The sequence below is a fragment of the Prevotella multiformis DSM 16608 genome, assembly GCF_000191065.1.
Lineage (GTDB): Bacteria > Bacteroidota > Bacteroidia > Bacteroidales > Bacteroidaceae > Prevotella > Prevotella multiformis.
The window spans coordinates 712007-734580 of the sequence record NZ_GL872283.1 but is presented as its reverse complement, the minus strand read 5'-3'; the positions used below and the strand labels follow the sequence as shown (position 1 = coordinate 734580).

The following is a 22574-nucleotide window of genomic DNA, read 5'->3' as shown; positions in this document are numbered from 1 at the left end:
GACAGATGCCGGTGCCTGTACAGGAGCTATCTGTTCGTTACAGACTGACGAAGGTGTCTGTCCTTACCGATTGGATATTTGATGTTCAGTGTTGCAAGGAGTTAGAAGTTCGGCTTCTCTACATCCCACCAAAGGCGTGTCCCTTCCTTGTCGGCTCCGCCAAGCGCCTTCAGGCCCGTAGCCTCAACGTCCTTGAGCGTAGCAGGGTCGGAAGTGCCGGGGAATGGAAGACGGCGTACGATGTCGCCCTCTTTCAGCGATCCGTCACCATCCTGCATATTCAGCATCTTGAACAAACGTGGATAGCCGGTACGGCGGAGGTCAACCCATGCCTCAAGGCTGTTGGGGAAACCTGCAATGTACTTCTGGGTAATAATCTTCTCCAGCTTTGTCTCCTGTGAGTCGCCCTCATTCCACTTCACGCCGACGGTGATTTCGCTTACACGGTCAGCATCGTTGCCTGTCGGATCAACATAAGTGAACGGAAGAGCCTTCTCCATCTTCAGGTAAGCATCCATAGCTGCCTCATACTTTCCCTTGTAGGGACGCCGCTGGCTCTGACGGTCCATAAAGTTCCCCTCGCGGATACCCTGCTCATAGAACTGCTGGGCAGACCCACCCATGTTCCAGCCTCTCACGGCACCTTCGGCACGGAGGAAGCAGACTTCGGAGAGCTTCATCAGGTAAAGCGGTGCATTGTTCATCGTACGGTTGATGAGCTTTGAAAATCCGTTGTAAGGATTTGATGTGCTTCCCTGTTCCTGCCCGACATGTGCTCCGGCAAGGATTCCGCATACCTTTTCACCAGCATTCAGATTCTTGTCTTCCCCTTTCGATGAGCGGATAAAGTCGTTTTTCTCAAAGAGCGTTTCAAGGAAAGGATGATTGTAAGCCCTGAGCACCTGCTCAAATCCAGCGCCCATACGCATATCATTCCATGTATTCCAAAGTTCTACCAGCGGATTGTTCTTGCCAGTGCTGGCTGTGAGGAAGCAGACTTCCTGCTCTTCAGTCTCGATGACACCACTTGCTACAGCCTCCTCGGCCCACTGCTTTGCTTTCGACGGATTCACCTTGACGATGTGCATCGCCATGCGGAGTTTCAGCGAATTGGCAAAACGCTTCAGGATGTCCATATCCTTAAATCCTCCCCTGTCAGCAGAAACATTACATTTAGTGTAATCGGTCAGCGCACGCTGGATTTTCTCCTTATACCACTGCGGGCGGTTGGCCTGATAATAATCGTAACATTTCACAATGCTGTCAAGATTAGCCTCTACCGTACTGTAGATCGTCTCCACATCGTCGTATGTGAAAGGACGCTCCTGCTTGTTCGTCTTCAGGTCCTGATAAGGCATCGGGCCGTAGTTGTCCGCACACTCGATGCTTGCAAAGTCGAGGAAGAGCAGATAAGTCGCCTTCAGCTCCGGAAGAGAATCTATTTCCTCCATGTTCAGCAACGGAACCAAAGCCTTCGTCGCTTCCTGGTAGGAACCGTATGCACCACCGTAAGCCTTCAGGTCGATGGCCGAAGAGGACACGATGTTGATACCGGAGTAGGGATAATTGACATGAGGGATGACACCGTACTGTGCGAAGGCATCCTGATAGAATGTAGACAGATACTGATACTGATGCGCAACAGGGGGGTCTCCTTTCTTTCCGCCCCGAGTCGCATATACACCGCCGAGAGCAATTTTCAGATTGGTCTCTATCTTGCCATATATATCATCGAATTTCTCTTTGGTAATGCTGACACGGTAATCGATAGAGTCGACCTTCCCTTGCCGTACCACCTTCTTTTCATTCTGTGTCGTCTGGTTGAACTCGGCACCCGTGACATCGAAGTCCAGGCAGGAGTTCAGTGTCAGTCCGGCAACAGAGAGAACCAGGACTGTTCCTATATTTTTCAGTTTCATTGTCGTTAGGTTTTAATCGTTGGGTTTAGAAATTCATTTTCAAGGAGAAACCGTAGGAGCGGGTCGACGGCGTGTTGAACAGCTCGAAGGCTCCCAGTCCGTTGGTTGTCGAGAGAGAAACGTCCGGATCGGTCGGTGCGTCCTTGTAGATGAAGAACAGGTTGCGGGCGATGAACGACAGTGCGAGGTTGCGGTTCATGCCGAAGAGGTTGCGGAAGGTGTAGCCCAGCGACAGCTCGCGCATACGGAAGTTCGTTGCGTTGTAGACGTAGTCTGCGGGACTGTCTGCCGATCCGATTGCCTGATAGTATGACTGCACAGGAACAATGCGCCCGCTGCCGTCAGGCAGCATCATGCCCGGGACATTGCCGTAGTCCTTTGCGACGATGTTGTTCTTCTCCGCCTCGATGCGTGCATCTGCCGAACGCTGCGAGTAGCCGTAGTAGTCGAGCTGCTGCTCCGTAAGGCTGATGACCTTGCCGCCGATGCGTCCGTTGATGAGGAACGACAGCGAGAGGTCCTTCCAGGTGAAGGTGTTGCTCCATCCCATCTGCCAGTTGGCGTTCATGTTGCCGATGTACTTCAGCTTTCCGCTCTTGTCGAACTGCGGCTGACCGAGCGAATTGAGCTTGATGTGTCCGTTTTCGTCACGGTCGAAGTCGGGAACGTACATATCGCCGATCGAACCGCCTTCCATGTACTTCACGTGTACACCGCCGACCTTCTGCTCGATGAGCCGTTCCTTGCCCTGCTCGTCGTAGGCGGTCTTGAGAATTTTGTTCTTGTTGTAGGAGAGGTTGAACGACGTGCGCCAGCGCAGCCAGCTAACCGGCTTGAAGTCGTAGCCGAGGGTCATCTCGATGCCCTGGTTGCGCACCTTGGCAGAGTTCATGTTCTTCGTCAGACCTGTACCCGTCGCCGCCGTCATGTAGAGGTGGCTCATGGTAGCGTTGTAATAGGTGAGGTCGAAGCTCAGCCGGTTGTTGAACCAGAGGCTCTCTACACCTGTCTCGAAAGAGCGGGTCTTCTCCGGCCGCGGGTCGACGAACTGCGCATAGTTGCTGCCGTTGATGGCACCGGTCTGCAGGTTCGTGCTCACGGCGTTGTAGGCGATGTTGGGGATGGAGTTACCCACCTCGGAGTAGGAGGCACGGTACTTCAGGTAGTTGACCGGCTCGGGGAGCTTGAGGAGCTTGCTCAGGATGGCGTTGGCGCCGATGCCGAAATAGCCGTAGTTGTCGGTATTGGAAATGCCGCTGAGCTTGAAGTAACGGAACGGACGGTACCAGTCGCGGCGGTAGGAAGCATCGACGAACACCATATCCTTCCATCCCATCTGCGCCGTAGCGAGCCATGCACGGTCCCAGTTCGACGACTTCGAGCTTGACGTCGCGCCCATGCCGCCGGCACTGGTGTCAAAGTAGTTCACCTTCGTAGGCAGCTTCTGCAGCGTACGGTCATAATAGGTAGCGATGACATCCGTCCCTTTGTATTCACCCTTGATGGTATGTCCCACCCATCCGGCTGTCGCTGAGAGGTCGAAGTCGCCGAAAGTCTTGTTGTAGTTGAGCAGGTAGTCGATGTAGATCTCCGTTGTCTTGGAGTCGGAGTCCCAGAAGCGGCCGTAGTCCTCCATGGATGCCGGGAGGAAGGTCGTGGCGTAACGCTTGCTCGTCGACTTGTAGCGGGTGTGATCATAATTGATACGTGCCTGGAAGGAAAGCCCGTCGTAGATGTCTACGTTCCCCGAGATGGTACCCCAGATGCGGTCCTCCTTCTGCTTGCTCTGGTTCATGTTGATGAGCCAGTAGGGGTTGTTGTTGGCAGCGTTCATGAACGCCCAGTTCTGACGCGGACCCTGGAGCTTCGCCTGGTCTGTCGTATAGCTGTAGCTTCCCCCGGACAGCTCGTAGTAGTTCTGCGGACCGCTGAGCCACTTGCCGTCCTGTGTGACGTAGTTGTTGCGGTAGTAGTCCATGTCGACGTTGCGGGGCGTGAGGTAGAGGTGGTAAAGCGGATTGCCCACCGTACCGCCGCCCGGACGGTTGCGCGTGATGGTCTGCGCATAGTTCAGCGACAGGTCCACCTTCAGACGGTTGAAGAAACGGTAGCTCTGGCGCAGGCTGAAGGTGTTGCGGTTATAGTTGTTGTTGCGCAGCAGACCTGTAGAATGGCTGTTCGCCATGGAGAAGTAAGTCGTCATCTTCTCTGTACCGCCGGAAAGCGACAGGGAGTTGTTGGTCGTCACACCCGTGCGGAAGAAGTCTTTCACGTCGTCCTGGGCATGGTTGCGCAGGTGAATGTCATGCATCGCCCCCGACTGGAAGTTGGTGGAGTTCAGCGGGGAGCTCATCGTCAGCTGGTTGTCGGCCAGCGAGCCGATCTTCGGTCCCCATCCGTCAGCCTGGATGGTGTTGCCGTTCATCGTGGCACCGTATGTGTTCTGTATCTTCGGTGTCAGCAGGGGCGAGTCGAAGGTGATGTTCGATGTGACGTTGATGTCGAGCTTGCCCTCGCGGCCCCGCTTGGTGGTGATCATCACGACACCGTTGGCAGCAACAGAACCGTAAAGGGCCGCCGCATTGGCACCCTTGAGGACGTTGATCGACTCGATGTCGTCAGGGTTGATCAGCGACAGCGGATCGGAACCCTCGGACATACCGGCATACGTAAAGCCTTCGCCAGCCATGTCGCGCTTGCCGCGGGCATCGTTGGTCATCGGTACACCGTCGACGACGATCAGCGGCGAGCTGCTGCCCAGAATGGATTTGGCACCGCGGAGAACAATCTTCGTCGAACCGCCGGCACCGCCGGCACTCGGCGTAATCGTCAGGCCGGACACCTTGCCCTCAAGGGAATTGGCAACGTTCGGGTCCTGAACCTTCATGAGGTCTTCCGCCTTCACTTTCTGCGTGGCGTATGTCAGCGACTCTTCCTTGCGCTGGATACCCATGGCCGTCACGACGACCTCCTTCAAAAGGCTGCTCTCTTCCTTCAGCGTCACGTCGATGGTGTTCTTGCCGTTGACGGCAACCGACTGGCCGACATAGCCGATGTAAGAGAAGACGAGCTTCGCATTCGAGGGGGTGTTGATGGTGAAGTTGCCGTCGATGTCGGTGACGGTACCGTTCGTGGTGCCCTCGACGAGGACGGTGGCGCCGATCAGCGGTTCACCGGTCGAATCGACGACACGGCCCGTCACTTTGTGGTTGCCGTTCTGCTGCACGGCCTGTACCGCGGCAGCTCTGGCGTTCGACCCTGCATAGGCACCGGCGGGAGCCAGTGCCAGCGAAAAAGCAAAGGCAGCCGAGAAATACAGATGCTTCTGCTTTGTTTCCTTAAAGATTTTCATCCGGTTTAGGTTTTTGGACATTATTTGTTTTTATTGACTTGTTCCGTTCTGTCTGTACATGAAATTCCGCTTTCCTTTCCCACCTTATTATTATATAGACGTTCATACGGTTCAGGTGCTCGGTCTGTTCACGTTCGCTTTTCCACCTTAATTATATAGACGGTCATACGGTTCAGGTGCTCGGTTTGTTCACATCCGTCAGGTCCACGTCTGTAGATTTCCCTGTCCCTGCCGGCAGGCTGCCGTTCCACGGAAGTCCGCAACAGGACGGGACGACGGCGGGCAGCATGGTACATAGCCGGATGGACCGATTCTGCCGCCATCTATATACCAAACAACCTGATGCGGACGAATACTTATCACGCCCATGGTATTTAACAAATTTTAATCACCCGACAGCCCATGACTCCCCTGCCCTGCAACGGACATCCCCTCCTGAAATCCATCCCGCAAACGACTGCGTAAAACAGCCGGACCTCAAAACAGGAAGATAAAAAAACGGCATTACCGCTTGTCTGTAAGTGCGATTTTGCGTATATTTGCAAAGAAATAAGAATCAGAACAGTTGGTAGATGGCAAATTCAGACTATGCAGGAGCATCAAGCCAGGGCAAAACCCTGGCATTGGAAAGATACCAGTCTTATCTTCGTGATGCCGATTCGGACCGGTATAAGAAAGGAATGGCAATTACCGCTATTATGCAACAACTGGGGATACTGTCTGAATCTACAGTCTACCGTTATCTACGAACGAAAGCTGTTAAGTCGGACCGAAAATAATGCTTATGTCGCCTCTAAGTGAAACCATATACAGGACTTCATCTTTCGTCAGCTCCAATGCCAAGGCTGGCAGGAAGCAATATGGCCAGTTCTTTACATCGGAATCTATTGCCGTATTCATGGCCTCCATGTTTCATATAGATTTGGAAAAGGACTCTTTGAGGCTTCTTGATGCCGGTGCCGGCAGCGGTATCTTGTCCGTGGCTCTGTTAAGCCGAATACGCGAAATCGGTTATACAGGCTCTGTCAAACTCGTTTGTTATGAAAATGATGAAAAAGTACTTGGTGTTCTTGCCAAGAACCTTACTTCGGTAAAGGATTCTCATTTCACATTTGAGATTCGCCACGAAAATTATATCACCTCCCAAGCCTTTGGGCACAACCCATCCCTGTTTGGAAGAAGGAATGGAGAAACCTACGACTTGATTATCGGAAATCCACCCTATAAGAAAATACCAAAGAATGCAGCAGATGCCATACACATGAAAGAAGTGTGCTATGGTGCCCCCAACCTGTATTTCCTGTTTTGGGCCATGGGCATCCATAATCTCAATGAAGGTGGAGAACTCGTCTATGTCATTCCGAGATCATGGACTTCCGGAGCCTATTTCGCTCGCTTTAGAAAATACCTTCTGTCACATTGTGCGATTACCGACATTCATATTTTCGGAAGTAGGGATAAGATTTTTGATGGCGAGACGGTCTTGCAGGAAACCATGATCATCAAAGTGAGGAAAGGCTGCACAAGGCCGTCAAAAATAAGGATTTCTTCTTCTGACACATCAGACTTCCTCGACCTGAGGCGTTTTGATGTAGATTATAATACAGTCGTAGCCGATAACGGCTACGTTTATCTGGTCACCAGTGAGGAAGAGGCTGAGGTTCTGGCAACACTTGGAAGATTGCCTTCCACCCTTGTGACAGACGACCTGCAAATGAAAACCGGTATCATCGTGGATTTTCGTACACGGGAAGTGTTGAGAAACGAGCCGTCAGATAAAACATACCCACTTTTCTACTCCCAGCACATCAAGGACGGACGGATAGTGTGGCCTGTAGGGAAAGAACATGAATTCATCGATACGGACCGCAAAGGCTATCTGCAGGAAAACACAAACTATCTGTTCGTCAAGCGTTTTACGTCTAAGGAAGAGAAAAGGCGGCTTCAGTGCGGCATCTATCTGTCCGCTGATTACCCGGAGTACAAATATATAAGTACGCAGAACAAGCTGAACTACATCAAATGCGCCTCACAGGAAGAAGTCTATGGGCTGTATGTACTGCTCAACTCTACCATCTATGACCAATATTATAGAATACTGAATGGCTCAACACAGGTCAACTCTACAGAAATTAACAATATGCCTGTTCCCTCTAAAGAAATCATCTGCAAGATGGGGAAAGAGTTGGAAGGAGCTGATTTAAGCCAAGCGGTATGTGATAACATTTTAAGGAAATGGATAAACTAAGGAAGATAAAGAGCCTGCTGGCAGACATCGGTATGCCGCCAGCCCAGCAGTCGGATCTGTGCGCCCTGACAATATTGGCCATGGCTGGTTTGAAAGAGATAGGCAGTTTTGCCAGCGCAACAAATAATTGGATCCGAATACACGATGTAATCGCTTTCATCAATTCTAATTACATTGCCAAGTATGCAGAAAATTCAAGAGAGACTTTCCGCAAACAGGCCATGCACCATTTCAGGACAGCTGCACTGATAGAAGACAATGGGAAGGCAACGAACAGTCCTAACTACAGATACAGATTGACCGATGAGTTCCTGAAAGTCATTCAGGAAACGAAGAAGACGAAGGAAGACAATTCTGACAACGATGCTTTGAAAGAATTCCTAAGCTGTCATGAAAGACTGATAGACACCTATGCCTCGAAGAAAACCATGCGCAAGATGCCTGTCAGGATAAACGAGAAAGACTTTACTTTTAGTCCCGGCTCCCATAACAGACTTCAAAAAGCAATTCTGGAAGAATTCGCACCTCGCTTTGCCCCGGGTTCGGAATGCCTTTATGTCGGCGACACTACGCACAGGGACATGGTTAAGAACGAAATGAAACTGCGGGAACTCGGATTCGACATAACGCTTCACGATAAAATGCCGGACGTGGTTCTTTATCGAGAAGATAAAGACTGGCTGTACTTTATTGAGGCCGTGGATTCTGTCGGGCCTATGAGCCCGGAGAGGGTAAGGGATATAACCCAAATGACCGAAGGGGTCAAATCGGGGAAAATCTTCGTTACCGCATTTCCTGATTTTGCGAAATTCAAGCGGTTTTCCGAACTGCTGGCATGGGAAACGGAGGTCTGGATTGCAGATATGCCAGACCATATGATTCATCTGAACGGCGACAAGTTCATGGGACCAAGACAACAGGAAACATAGAAAGGGCTTCTGTCCCTGCCGTTTAGCCACCCATAGAACTTTTGCCACCTCCCCCCTCTGGAGCGTGTCCGGGGAAGGAGGTGTTACCCTGCTTTCCAACCAACGCCTACTTGCCTGCCAACCAAGGCCTACTAACACCTCAACTAACGCCTGTTTGGAAGCCAAGTAACGCCTGTTTGTCTTCCTGCAAGACTTCTCTTTTCAGCATCCGATTTATATGTCTGAAAATAAGCGTATTGCATTCCCTTCCGCTTTCGTCCCCAATCCCCGTCGCCGCCGGTTCTTCCAGTCAGCACAGGAAGAAGAATCTCTCTGCCGCAGCTTTCATCTCATGCGGAGCTGAAAGGTCAGGACAAAGGACAAGCCGGGGACTGAAAAAAACGCCTCTCGCCGATCCTGACGGGAGCGGATCCGACAAGGATTCCTGCATCATCCCCGGTCTTCAGGAAATGTCGGAGCCGCTATCCTTTGTTGTAAAATGGAGGAAAAAGACAGTAAAATGATGTTTTTAAATGAAAAACATCAAAAAGGTTTTGCAAATTAAAGTATTTTCCGTAATATTGCGCTTATAAAGAGAAAGCGATAAATATGTTAAGATCCATTCCAAAATAAAGAAATCATGAAGATAAAATCGATATTTTTCATACTGCTATTCCTGCTTTTTGGCAATGTGATGCAAGCTGATGGGAAAAACAGCCAGTTGATTATCCACATCAAGGATTCTCATAGTGGTGAACCTCTCTCTTACGTGCAAATTGACATACGAAATACTCATGACTCTCTTGTGTGCTTCTCGGATACAGCTGGTACATGTCAGGTTGAATTGCCGGATGGAGAATATGACATCCTGTTCGGTTTGTTGGGATACGATAAACAGCAAAGACATATAAAAATCATCCAGCATCAGTCTTTAGACATATCATTGTCGGCAAATACAAAAGAATTAGACGGAGTAACCGTTTTCGCCCGGAAAAGAATGATAAAACTTTCTGATAAAGGGATTGTATATGACATTTCCAAGGATGCAGGTGTCCAGGCATTGAATCTGCTGGATGCGATTAATCACGTACCGCTGGTCAATGTTACTCCTAACGGGAACATAACAGTCAAGGGAAGTTCAGCTTACTCCATTTATCTGAACGGAAAGCCTTACCGCATGGCACAATACGATCCACAGACAGTACTGAGATCCTTCCCGGTATCTACCGTTGAGAAGGTAGAGGTCATCACCCGTCTGGATGGACGATATGACGGTGAGACCGGAGATGCCGTCATCAACATCATCACTTCCAGGCATCACTTCAACAACTGGTCGCTCACTCTTAACGGCAATTCCAATACTCTTCCTAAAGCCGGTGCCGGAATAAGTCTGGTAGGCACGCAGAAGAAGATCGATTTTTTAGTGGGATATAACTACAGTTATGACGGACAGAGAAATCAACCGGTAGAGTCATCCGGTATATACTCTACTCCGGATTCCTATCAACAGAATACTGCAAGCGGAATATCCGATGGCAAATGGAGAACCCATACATTAAGGACGATGATGGTATTTAATATAGACAGTCTGAACAGTCTGTATGTTGACGGTCATGCAATGATAAAACAAACCGACATGAGTACCGATTGGATCCAGACGTTTACAGACCGGAAATTGACTGAGCCGCTTCATACCGCTTTTCTTTCTGAGCACAACAATACAGCGGGGACTTTTGAGACCAACCTTCTTTACAGGAAAATGTTCCGAAAAGACAAAAGCAAGGAACACTGGATGGCTGGTTATCGCTATACTTACAATCCGGATATCAGGAACTTCAATCAGACATATACTGACAACACGGACAGTGAGCAGAAGAGCCGGAACAAAACGCACGGAGGCTTAAATGAGCATAGCCTTACGGCAAGCATCACTCTGGTAGACAATGATGCTCAATTCCTGCAGATAGGAGGGAAGCAGATTTTCAGGAAAGGAGCCATTGACACGGAAATGCTTCTTCTGAACCAAAACAATGAATGGGTGACGGAAAAAGACGAAAGTTCTTCTTTGGATCAGATCCATTACCGGCAGGATGTTTCTGCCGCCTATGCGTCCTATTCACTCAGTGTCAAGGACTTTACTTTTGACACATCGCTCCGGTGGGAGTACACCCATATGAAAATGCTGTTCCCCAAGATGGAAGAAGCAGGCTTCTCAAAGACTTTCGGGAACATGATACCGTACATAGGCGTCTCGTATCAAAGGGGGAACTCCTCTCTGTCCCTTTCGTATAACGGCGGAATGGTGCGCCCTGACATTCTCATGCTTAATCCCTTTAAGACATTCTCTTCTCAATATAAAGCGGAAATGGGGAATCCGGAACTGGAAAGCTCCTACATCAATACAGTTGACGCTTCATACATGACGTATTCCAATACGGTGTTCTTGTCTTGCGGATTCACATACAAACATCAAAACCGCCCGATTGTATTGTACCCAAGCTATTCAGAAGAATACCACCGGTATCTGAGTCAATATATGAATATAAACTCCCTGAATGATTATAGAATGAATTTCTATGGTAATTACAAGTCTGTCCTGCCTCTGTCTTTGACATTGACGGGCGACTTTGGATGGTATAGAATGAAAGACTATGCGGGTGCCTGTGACGATGGGAAATCGTATAATATCACATTCATGTGCGACGTTTCATTGAAGAACCAATGGACGCTAAGCCTGCAATACGGCAATTATCTGAACATGCATCCTATCTGGAACAGATCACATAGCTTTAACATCTATTCATGCAGCATCAGTAAGTCCTTCTTGAAGAATGCGTTAAATGTCAGAGCAGTCATCAACTCTCCATTTGACAAGTTCACTGAAATCAGAGAGCAAAACCTGCTTCCATCATTTTCCGGTTCACAAACGAACTTTATGCGAGCGAGAGCCTTCGGCATAGATATTACTTACACTTTGCAAAAAGGAACGCATAAAGAGATAAAGCGAGACAGGACGCTAAAGAGTGATGATCAAAAGACAGGCGTAGAATGAGAAAAATCCGCCGATCCTGGCGGGAGCGGATCCGACAAGGATTCCTGCATCATCCCCGGTCTTCAGGAAATGGCGGGGCCGCCATCCTTTGTTGTAAAATGGAGGAAAAAGACAGAAAAACAACACTTTTGGAGAAAAAATATCTGAAAGATTTGGAAAAATGAAATAATTTATATACTATTGCGCTGTAATAGTACAGAACAAACATCTTGTTCTGATTCTTTTAAATTTTAATAGTATGGAAATATGGGAAATCAAATGGACAGAGAAAGTATAAGCAAAAGGAATTTATCCTGATTCCTTCCGTCTGAGAAAAGTCAACGCCTTATGCGGAGAACATTCTTTTTTATTATGGCTTTCTGCCTGGGTATTCTGTACGTAAATGCCCAGGCATTGCGGATTTCGGGGAGGGTGGTCGACTCTCTGGAGCATCCGATAGAAGTGTTTGACGTAAGGGCGTTGCGTGCAGACTCCTCCATGCTGGCAGGCGGTGCTTTCTTTGAAGGGTCTTTTGAGATGGAACTTCCGGAGGAAGCGGCATTGATAAAAGTGAGTTCTTTAGGCTATGTGCCGGCCTACCTCTCTCTCGACCTGGGAAAGAGGGAGGGGAACGTCGTCAGCATCGGGGCAATCGTCTTAGACAGCCAGCCTGCTGAATTAAGCGAGGTCGTCGTATCAGCCCGCAGGCCGTTGGTGAGGTTTTCAGGCGATTCTTATGTGGTCGACATTGCAAAGACCCGTCTTGAAAACGCCGGAACCTTTATCGACGTGGCAAGGCGCATTCCCGGGCTTGTCGTGTCGGGTAACGGGAAAATCAGTGTAATGGGCAAGCCGCGTCTGCTGATCAACCTGAACGGGAGGGCGGTCCGGAACGTCAGTGAATTACAGGCTCTTCAGTCACGTCAGATCAAGTCTGTTTCAATAGACCGGAATCCATCTGCTGCCTATTCGGCAGATTATGATGCCGTCATAAACATTTCAACCAGGGATGCCATCCAGGATTACGTTCATATTGCTGCCGTAAACAAGTTCTCAATGGCAAGAAAGCTCTCCAACAGCAGTTCCGTTACATTAAACAGCCGGATAAAGTCGCTTGATCTTTTTACGGATGTCCGTTTCTCTTCAAACGGCAATCTTCAGTACGACTCTGAAGAAAAACACGTCTGGTCGGATGTGCAGGAACTTCGGACAAGCCGGTTCAGCGAACTCATGGTCAGGCACAATCTGCTGGATATCAGCCAGACTGCAGAATATCACTTCCGCCCGCAGACAGCCCTTGGCTTAGGCTACCGGCTGTCCGTCACGGAACAGAATATTGAGAAAGAACAGGATTATTCCGTTGTGTCAGCCGATCATCAGGCATTGACGACCCTGCCTGTCTCCGTTCATTCATCTATGAAAAGGACAGACCATAATCCGTCATTATATTTCACGAACAAAGGGAAAAACAGTTTCCTGGGCATTTACGCGGACTACTACGGGGCATCGCTCAAAAACAGTCAGCATGTTTCTGAAAAGGCGGCGAACAGAAATGTATCACAGGACTTCACCGATCACTACGATGTATTCGGACTGAAAGGTGATTTCTCCCACAGGCTGTCTTTCCTCTCTTATGCCTTGGGAGTGAAGATTTCCTGCATAAAAGACCGGGGGACTTATCTCTCCGGTTATGAGGACACCCCGGATTCCAGATTGGAGTCCAGGTCCTTCGCCACGTATGTCAATCTCAGAAAGACTGTCGGCAAAATCTCTTTTGCGGCAGGTCTGAGATATGAGAGAGAGCATTCCCAATCCTCCGACAACGACCGTGTCGTTTCAGATACGGTTTACAATCATCTTTTCCCATACCTGTCCATCGCCGCCAATGGCAGCGTGAAGGCGAGCCTCTCTTATTCCCGCCGGATTTACAGACCTACTTACAATCAGCTGATTGTAAAAAGCGTCTACATAGACCCGTTGTCGTATTCCATCGGAAACCCCTTGTTGAAATCGGCCTTGGTCGACATTGTCTCGTTTTCCGTACAGAAAGGAATCTTTGCCGGGACCGTCAGCTATGAACAGTATCACAACAAGAAAGCCCAGGTGGCGGTACTGGAAGAACGGAATGGAACGCAAAGGGTCAGGTTCACCTATGACAACATACCCCATGTACACCGTCTCGTCCTTTACACGATGTGTAACTACGGGACAGGAAACATAAGGGGGAACACCACGCTGATGCTGTCGTCCAGTCGTATGAATTATGAAGGAGTGGCCTACTCCACGTTCAAAGACATAGGCCTGTATCTGAAATCGAATCTTGAGACTTCCCTGTGGAAGGGAGCATCATCAATGCTCTCCGCGGCCTATCGGAATGCACAGCACAATGACTTCTATTACCACAGGGCATCCTTCAATTTCTCCTTGTACCTTACACAGGACCTTTTCCAGAACAGACTCAGAATAAGCGTGCAGGCAGAAGACATATTCAAAACCGCAAGGGTCAACAACTGGGTACAGAACATGCAGCGGGCAAGAATCGTAATGGACACCAATGCAGACAGCCGTTTCATCGGCCTTTCGCTCCGATACACGTTCGGAAGGTCAAAAGCGAAATCCCAGGCCAGATCATCCATTCAAGAAGAGACAGACCGATTGTAAAGAAAGAAAAGTACCGGAGAATGAAACTCGTACAGCAACTGGATTCTATGGACTGCGGGGCATCGTGGCTGACTCTCCATTGTTTCGCAGACATCAATGACAAGATATTCTGCAAGTGCAGGCCTCACCGTCATGAGCCTCTATCTTGCATCTTGCTCCGGCTCCCATTCTTGCCGTAATCTGATAAATCTGGTTCTTCTGTTAAATGCGTAGATGGGGAATAGAATAAAGGCTTATGCGCCTGCATGGCATGACCATCCGAAATCAGATGGTCTTCAAAGGAGGATAAACTGCAAGATAGGATGCTGAAAAGGCGCATTGATGCGATGCCTGTCCATCAGCCTGTCTTTCCGTCTTTTACAGACGACTTATTCCCATATCATCGGTATCTGTAAAATGTTTTCATGCTACCCAAGCTGACACATGCTCTTCTGGCTTCTAAAAGATGCCTGATTGACCTGCAAGAGGTGCTCTTTCGGCGTGTTACCAACGCCCTTTTGAGGTCTAATCAAGCACCTTTTACGAACGGATCGATAATCAATTGACTGACTGCTGGTTACAGACCTGCTTTTTGCACGCATTCTTTTTATTTGCAGATGATTTGTTTGCAATTATGTAATGACTTTTCAAAATCCCATCTGTATTCTCAACGTATTCAAATGGAAAGGGATTTGTAATCGGAGGATGAAAATAGAATGGAAAGTTGACGGTCTTGGCATATTTTCGTCGGTTCTTCCGTTAAAGCTATGCGAAAAGCATCCACGCATTTAACGGAAGAACCTTAAATCTTGCTGCCGAACAGATCTATCTGGTCTATGAAACTCCGGAATCTCCTGCTATGTCTGATAATATTCCTCGCTCGCAGCAATCTCGAAATCTTTTAACGAAATAATATTTTTTATTCTAAGAATGTATATAAAGTGAAATACTACAGATATAGTGGAAATATCAAGAAAACACATTAAAAAAACTGATTCTTCTTGTTTAAAAGAAAATTTATTTGTATTTTTGCAGAATGTAATTAGAATACAAATAAAAACGAACAGCTTAATTGCAAGGTGACGAAAACTGGTCAGTACCGGGATTATTGACCAGCTTTCTGATTTTTTAAATTGATCCATTTTATGAAAAAAACACTTTTAGCCCTTTTGTTATTTTCACTCTCATCTGGATTCGTCAAAGGTCAGACTTCCCAATCAGGATATGAGCTGTCGGATTCTGCAGGAGTCCTTGAACTTGTAAAATGGGAAAGGAAAGACAGTATTGTGGATTTGACTAAAGATGAGAAATTAAAACAGGTTAAGGTCATAGGGAAATGCTGTTTTGTCTTTAACGATTACATTAAAACGGTCATACTTCCTGAAGGGCTGGAAGTAATCAATGGGAGAGCTTTCGACACTTGTAAAAATCTACATCGCATATATCTGCCAAATTCCCTGCAAGTCATCGGCCAAAATTCTTTTAACATGTGCGAAAACCTACGCTTATACTCACTGCCCCGAAATCTTAAAAGAATAGAATATGGGGCATTCTGGGATTGTTGCAGAATTACAATTTCAAAGATACCAAACACTGTTACTTTCATTGGCGGCAAGGCGTTTACACTGTGTGAAAGCATACGGGAATTGGCATTGCCCGATTCTGTCACAGAAATAAAAGAACGCACTTTTGCCGGTTGTAAAGGACTGAGAAAAATAAAACTTCCCGATTCTCTGCGGACTATAGAGAAATATGCTTTTGCACGTTGTTTAAGTTTAGGTGAGATTTCCTTGCCGGCATCTATGCAAAGGATAGGGGTACAGGCTTTTATCGGTTGCACTTCCTTAAGATTGGTCACATTACCCCAAAAGGTAAAAATAGAGAACAATGCCTTTGATTTATGCAAGGATGTTGTAATCCAAGAAATTCAAATCACTTCAGACCCCTATTCTTCCTATTGATAAACTTATTTTTGATTGGTTTTATTTTGGAAGAGAAAAGTTCATAAAACATTACTGTAGAAATAATGAGAACGGAGATAACACGGTAGATTCTATTATCTTATCACATTACAAATGGTTCAAGAATAATAATATAGAAGAAACTCCCACATATATCCTAAATGGGGAAAAACTTTCCTCAGACATAACGATATTAGACATTATCAATGCATGTTAAGTTATGAAACAGAATTTTTTATTCCTCTTGTCGATCATCCCCTTACAGGTTTTTGCTCAGAAAGCAGACAACAGTTATGAATGTATTTACGAATACACTGTCAAGACAACGAATGCAGAAAATGAAACCTATACAACGATATTGCAGTTTGATGATATTCACGCCAGGTTCGCCGACTATGCTGCTTTTCAGTTAGACTCTTTAATGCAGACAGGAAAAGCAACAGAAGAACAATTAAAGAAAGCTGAAGAGTGTGTAGTGAAAACAGCCTTCTACTTTGACCAGACTACGTTTGTAAATGCGTCAGAAAGAACGATCACCGTGTATAGTGTGATTCCGCCGAATCTGTATTCCTATCAAGAAGCGACGAACGGTATAGCATGGCAACTTACCGATGAGACCGATACGATATGCGGTTATCTGTGTAATAAGGCCACAGGAGAGTATGGCGGGCGTATCTGGAATGCCTGGTTTTCATCAGAAATCCCATCCTCCTTTGGACCGTGGAAGCTTGGCGGACTGCCTGGACTGATAATGTATGCTTGTGATACAGAGAACATTCACCACTTTAAGGCTATCACGTTCAGGCAGGGTACTACACCAATCACTGCGCCCAGAATACCTAACAGCATTGCTACAAGTCGTGAAAAATTTATTAAGGCAAAGAATCATTTTGAAGAAAATCCGATAGCTAATATACCAAAGGAGAGCATTACGGATATGAGGGTGGAAAAAGGCGACGGTGGAAGCAATTCTATTTTTATCAATGGAGTACAAGTTCGTCTTCGGACAAATGGCTATGTACCTTTAGAGATTAAATGATAATGAGAAGATTACTCCTTTATATTCTCAGTCTTTTCGTTTGGATGCAAGCCCAGGCCCAAGAAAAACACACTTTGAATGGGGTCGTGGCGGACACTGAGGGTGTGCCGGTAAGCAATGCCAATGTGCAGATATTAGAGAACAACAAGCCCATCGCCTATACCTTTACCAATGAGAAGGGGGGCTATGCCTTAAGCTACAACAGTTCCAAAACGCTTGTTCTACTCTCGGTCGGGCATCTGTCGTTTGAGAAGACCAATCTGGTAATAGACAGCAAAGAAACACAAAAGAACATTACCTTGCTCAGGAAAAAAACACAGCTTAAGGAAGTTGTTGTGAAGGCACCTGAAATAAGTCAGCGCGGTGATACAGTTTCCTATCAGTTAAGTTCTTTCGCAGGAAAGGGCGATTACACGCTTAGAGATGCTATGAAGCGATTGCCTGGCATTGAGGTTACAGGTTCGGGAGGTATAAAATACCTGGGGAAAGACATTTCCAATTTTTACATCGAGGGAATGGATCTTCTTGGCGGGCAGTATAATGTAGCCACAAACAATATCCCAGCAGACTACGTAACATCCGTACAGGTATTGAATAATCATAAAGATGCCAAAATGGACAAAGACGTGCTGTCTGACGACGTGGCAATCAACATAAAACTTTCAAAACACGCCAAGTTTAAACCTGTCGGGACATACGAAGCCATTGGAGGCTTGCGCAGTAACGGTACACTTTACCAAGTTAGTGGAGCCGGTATGCTCTTCAAATCGCATATGCAACTTCTTGGGACACTGAAGGTAGGGAACATAAGAGAGTTTGCTGCCGATGAAAACATCAATCATTTCCTAAACGATCAGTTCGAGTCTTACGGTGTAAGACTATTGGGCAACTTGTCTTCTTCCAGTGCACCGATCAAGAGGGAAAGGTATATTCATTCCAATGATTGTTCCCTTAGTTTCAATATACTCAACAAACTGTCGGAAAACAAGTCGTTAAGAACAAATGTCGGCTATGCTCGTTCCCAATGCGATTATGCTTACAATCACAAGATGTTCTTTGGAAACAGTCAGAATGAATTAATGCAGGATTACCAATATCAGCCGGCCTCTACGCTTCACAAGCCGGCCTTGAACATCGAATACAAAGAGAATAGCGACAAACGATACATCACCAACCGGTTCTCATCATTGGCTTCGTTCGTAAAATCAGAATTGCCGACAGTTGAAAACAACAGCAATTCCGTCTTCCAGCATGAGAAGTATCACGATTTAGGTTTTACCAACGACCTTTCCATACGTTGGAAAACGAATAAGTTTCGATGGAGTTTTTCCTCTCTCCTCAATTATACATCTACGCCTAATGGCACTATTCGTGTTTCAGACGGAGGAGCAGACTCTTTTCAGCAAAGTGCAGACAGCAGACAGTTTACGAACAAGGAAACTATTTCTGCCGCTTATGAAAGAAGAAACTCACGAGTTTATTTCCCTCTTTCATTTCAATATCGCAACGAAAGGATTAATTCGGCTTTGCTTACCGACGGCTATTCAGGCTTCAATCTCTTGAAAGGGAACGAGTTGGAGATTTCATTCTCTCCACAATATGAATATACCCACCCACAACGAAAATATAATTTCAAGGCAGGAATATCATTGGCCACAACAAGAGTCGATTTTGAAAATGAGGGAACGACTCCATTAAGAAAACAGAAATGGAATTTTATGATTAATCCTTCTTTCTATTTTCTCTACAATGTTACGCCAAGGGCTACTGTAAGACTTCAAGGAGTTTTTGCAAACAGAATAGGCGATCTGGCTGATTTTATCACAGCACCGATACAAACCAGTCTGAACTATCAAAAGTACGGTTCAGGGATATTGAGTGAAAACAGAAGCATTACACTCAATGCTATCTACGATTTGAAATTCCCGATAGAAATGTTTTTCCTTAATGTCGGTTTAGGCTACACGCATCAGCATAATAATTTGTTGCCAGTGCAGGATGTGTCGCAGACTTTGATTAAGGAATATCCGATGCCAAGTCCTAACAGCATTGACAATATAAATGCCTGTTTCAACATAACAAAACAGGTAAAAGCCATCAACACCAAGTTTTCGCTGTATGGAAATTATATGCACAGCAAGAGTCTGATGATGCAAAACAGTATGATTTACAGCTATTCGTGGAACAGTCTGAACGTTGTTCCGTCGGTTTCGTTCAAGCCGGTTTCCTTCATGGAGTTATATTATACTTATAGCTTTTCCAAGAACATTACGAAGATACAAAAGGTATCAAAGTCCTTCTTGTCGCAAACACACGACATCAACCTGATATTGCAGCCTGTAACAAATCTGCAATTCAAGGCAATGGCAGATATTTCGACAAAGGAAATGTATCAGGATCTTACCAAGACTATGGCAATCTTCGATGCAGGAGTCAGTTACAGGCACAGGGCACTTCGTTTCAGTATTGATATGAGAAATATTTTCAACCAACAGTATTATAGTTACACCATTTTCAACACAATGAACACTTACACTTACAGCTATCACATGAGAGGAAGAGAGCTGCTTTTTACTGTTTCATTAACAAAATAAGAATGGCAGGTTTTGTCTTTATAAAACAACATGACGCTATGCAATGTGGAGCAGCATGCTTAGCAATGTTATGCCATCTCTATGGCGGAAATCTTGTTCTTCCGTTAAATCCATAGACTGTTGACGGTCTTGCCCATGTTTTTGTTGAATGAATACCCCCGGTTCTTCCATTGAAGCTATACGGAAAGCATCCACGCATTGAACGGAAGAACCAAAAATATGGCGATCCGATTCCGCTTTCTTCCTGAAAGGGCATAGCAGGCTAATGTGTCTGCAAGAGAGAACAGAAGAATACAGAAGATGCCACATAAAAGCAAAAAAAAGTTGACAAAACCCCTATCAAAGACAGACTGACGTGGGATTTATAAGACCTGCCTTAATAGTATGAAAATAGGGAAAGTCAAATGAATAAAGAAAGACTGCATTGCACAAAGATGGCTCTTGCCGGACTCTATCCCTTTTCGGACCAGCAGAATACGTCGAAACAGTCAACAGACAGTACGGCTTATATTAATTTAAGAGTGGACAGAACGTAATTGAACGTTTACTGCACGATGTGCTGCTATCTTTGTCCCGTATTCACAAGACAGTCTTTTCCCGGACCTTTCTTGTGAAACTCTGATGCCAATGCCGCCCGGCAGCTTCTCCTGCCCTCCGCCCTCCGCCAGCACTGTCCGGAAAGCTTGCATAAAACACATTTGACAAAGCGCACCAAATTAAACCAAAAACACCAAGAACAATGATGAAGAAAGTGAACATCGTAATGAAAGCTACTCACAACTGGACCCAAGAAGATGAGCAACGTCTGACAGCAAGGCTTGTCGATAACTTTTACGACCTGATCAATCGAAACGAAGAAGAAGGACTATACTGGACGGGGCTGCAATGCGACCTCGTAGAACTCGCACACATCGTCTGGACAAGCGGAAAGCTGATGGACAGAAGAGGTTTCCCGATGGACTTCCAGACCATCGTACACCACATCTGCCGGGTGCTGCACGTGCGTGAGCCTCGCAACCCGTCGTCGATCCTCTCTTCCGTACGTGCACGGAAAAACATAAGGGTGGGGCCGCTGAGGGAACGATATATGCAGCTCTTCATGAGAGCAAACGTACAGGATCCTATGCAGATGGAAATACGGAAAGAGGAACATGGCGGTCTGGTGAGTTGAGGCAGGCACCAAGGATTCCACCTGACAGATCCTTGCCTCTCAGCAGGCTGAAGCTGCTTACTTCCTGAAAGAACTGCGAGGGAAGAAAGGCTGAAGGTGCTGCATAAAAAGAAAGACACACTGAAGAAGTCGCCAGCGGCATGACATCAATATGCCGGCATGGGATGATTTCCACCCGCCTTGACACAGGGACTGAAACAAGAAGCCTCACCTCTCTAAGACAAGCCGGAAAGGGGGAGAGAAATCCGGATGACGGAGAGAACAGGGACGGGAAAGTACGGAGAATTTCCATGACGAAAGACATCGTCTGCAGGAAAAAGAACAAGGCACTTGATCCAGAAAAAAGCAAAGAGACCCCTCATCGTTTGATATAAATCAATAATTCGCCGACACATCGATATTTTTCGCCCGATTTATTTGACAATTCGAAAAAACGATGTACTTTTGCATCGTAATTCAAGAGATATTACATGCCTGTCTCGACAAGGTATCCCCCTTTACAGGTAGTAAAGATTGCTCAGGATTATTTTTGAAAACAGAAAAGATTTGTTTAGGTTAGTAATAGATTTAGGTTTTTAGTTATATTTTAGGTAAAGATTGTAGAAATATTTTCCGTCGTGAGACGGAGGTTATTCGGAGATAACGGAAGGGCGTTTCGCTCGGCCGTTTCTTTTTTTATACAGGTATGATGCCGTTCCCGGAAGCATCCGCACCGCAGGAGCTTCCTTCTGCAAGTCATGGCCTCAGCTGCTTCTTCAAAGCAGCGCGCCTCTCCGTCAGTTCTTTATCCTCATCATAAGCCAGTGCATATCCCCAATAGAGACAAGCCTCCTTGAAGTTTTTCAGACTATACTTCGCCTCTCCCATTGTTTTATAAATAACGAACATGAGCGGCTTGCTGGGTTCATAAAGAGCAGCGGCAGCCTTCAGATGCACAAGGGCATCATCATACCGTCCGAGCTTATTCTCCACAATGCCCAACCTGTAGTTGCCGACAGCCATCTTAGGATTCATCTCCACGGCCTTGGCGAAATAACATACAGCAGAGTCAAGCTGCTCCATGTACTCAAACGACCCTCCTGTATAATAGAGCGCATTATAAGTCGTGTCACCGGCAGCGAACACCCTTCTATACGTATCAACACACTGCGTGAACTTCCGCTCTATGAAATACGCTTCCCCCAAGGCACGGTTGACTTCCGTATTGAAAGAGTCCGTCTTGCAGTACTGCTCGCCATACATGACTGCCATTTCGGGCCTGTTGTAATCCTGACTCAACAGTACGCCGATAAGATCGGCTACGACATGGCCGTCCCTCGGGAACCGTTCCACCAGTGTCATTCCATAGAAGACCTGCATGGCGATTCTCCGGATTGCACCAAGCGAATAATACAATTCCCTGAGTGCCTCGTGGGTCAACGTGTCCACAGGGACTTCCCGCAGGAGATTTGCGCATTGCTGATACGATGTACGATGATAATAACAGTCAGCAAGTTTCATTCTGACAACGTAATCATCACGCTGCACCTGCGCCTGCCTGTAAAATGACAGGGCATTATAGTAATCATACACCCCCATACAGCTGTCTCCTCTCTCGATAGCCCTTTTATAATTCTGGGACATACCATACAGGGGGATACCGGATAAAATCACAAGGCATATTATGAACTTCCGCATAGTGCAGGATCTGTTTAAAGTTAAGGCACATCAA

General features: G+C 46.7%; 14 protein-coding genes. 11 read left to right on the top strand and 3 right to left on the bottom strand.

All coding sequences use genetic code 11. The features are described from left to right. Positions 1-101 precede the first annotated feature (101 nt). Complete coding sequence (locus tag HMPREF9141_RS08275) at positions 102-1919, bottom strand: SusD/RagB family nutrient-binding outer membrane lipoprotein (RefSeq protein WP_007368222.1); 1818 nt, start codon at positions 1917-1919, stop codon at positions 102-104. Between the two features lie 25 nt (positions 1920-1944). Further along, entirely contained in the window at positions 1945-5271 is a 3327-nt protein-coding gene (locus tag HMPREF9141_RS08270; protein ID WP_040555000.1) for a SusC/RagA family TonB-linked outer membrane protein, read from the bottom strand. Positions 5272-5843: 572 nt separating this feature from the next. Between HMPREF9141_RS08270 and HMPREF9141_RS14015 the strand changes: the two genes are divergently transcribed. The 11 genes from HMPREF9141_RS14015 (at position 5844) to HMPREF9141_RS08215 (ending at position 20863) form a co-directional block, all read left to right on the top strand. Beyond that, positions 5844-6050, top strand: coding sequence for a helix-turn-helix domain-containing protein (locus HMPREF9141_RS14015; RefSeq protein WP_007368219.1), 207 nt, complete (start codon positions 5844-5846; stop codon positions 6048-6050). A gap of 5 nt (positions 6051-6055) precedes the next feature. Then, complete coding sequence (locus HMPREF9141_RS08255; protein ID WP_257009590.1) at positions 6056-7519, top strand: Eco57I restriction-modification methylase domain-containing protein; 1464 nt, start codon at positions 6056-6058, stop codon at positions 7517-7519. After that, positions 7507-8448, top strand: a complete 942-nt coding sequence (locus tag HMPREF9141_RS08250) for a BsuBI/PstI family type II restriction endonuclease (protein ID WP_007368217.1) — start codon at positions 7507-7509, stop codon at positions 8446-8448. The genes HMPREF9141_RS08255 and HMPREF9141_RS08250 overlap by 13 nt, the downstream gene beginning before the upstream one ends. Before the next feature lie 619 nt (positions 8449-9067). Continuing rightward, entirely contained in the window at positions 9068-11479 is a 2412-nt protein-coding gene (locus tag HMPREF9141_RS08245; RefSeq protein WP_007368215.1) for an outer membrane beta-barrel family protein, read from the top strand. Continuing rightward, positions 11476-11643, top strand: a complete 168-nt coding sequence (locus HMPREF9141_RS13410) for a hypothetical protein (protein WP_156792446.1) — start codon at positions 11476-11478, stop codon at positions 11641-11643. Before HMPREF9141_RS08245 ends, HMPREF9141_RS13410 begins: the two co-directional genes overlap by 4 nt. Before the next feature lie 163 nt (positions 11644-11806). Continuing rightward, positions 11807-14119 carry an outer membrane beta-barrel family protein gene (locus HMPREF9141_RS08240; RefSeq protein WP_007368214.1) on the top strand — a complete coding sequence of 771 codons (2313 nt, stop codon included), beginning with the start codon at positions 11807-11809 and terminating at the stop codon, positions 14117-14119. A gap of 1124 nt (positions 14120-15243) precedes the next feature. Further along, on the top strand, positions 15244-16059 hold the full coding sequence (locus HMPREF9141_RS08230) for a leucine-rich repeat domain-containing protein (RefSeq protein ID WP_007368212.1): 816 nt from the start codon (positions 15244-15246) through the stop codon (positions 16057-16059). Between the two features lie 220 nt (positions 16060-16279). Further along, positions 16280-17098: a GLPGLI family protein gene (locus HMPREF9141_RS08225; RefSeq protein WP_007368211.1), complete on the top strand. Its 819-nt coding sequence runs from the start codon at positions 16280-16282 to the stop codon at positions 17096-17098. 2 nt (positions 17099-17100) lie between these two features. Continuing rightward, positions 17101-19692 carry a lantibiotic ABC transporter gene (locus HMPREF9141_RS13890; RefSeq protein WP_257009589.1) on the top strand — a complete coding sequence of 864 codons (2592 nt, stop codon included), beginning with the start codon at positions 17101-17103 and terminating at the stop codon, positions 19690-19692. Positions 19693-19694: 2 nt separating this feature from the next. Beyond that, a complete protein-coding gene (locus tag HMPREF9141_RS13405; protein ID WP_156792445.1) occupies positions 19695-19808 on the top strand; it encodes a cysteine peptidase family C39 domain-containing protein in 114 nt (37 codons plus the stop codon). Between the two features lie 623 nt (positions 19809-20431). Beyond that, the gene (locus HMPREF9141_RS08215) at positions 20432-20863 is read left to right on the top strand and encodes a hypothetical protein (protein WP_007368205.1); all 432 of its coding nucleotides are present in this window, start codon (positions 20432-20434) and stop codon (positions 20861-20863) included. Between the two features lie 735 nt (positions 20864-21598). Here HMPREF9141_RS08215 and HMPREF9141_RS08210 read toward each other — a convergent pair. Further along, positions 21599-22540 carry a tetratricopeptide repeat protein gene (locus HMPREF9141_RS08210; protein WP_007368203.1) on the bottom strand — a complete coding sequence of 314 codons (942 nt, stop codon included), beginning with the start codon at positions 22538-22540 and terminating at the stop codon, positions 21599-21601. Positions 22541-22574 lie beyond the last annotated feature (34 nt).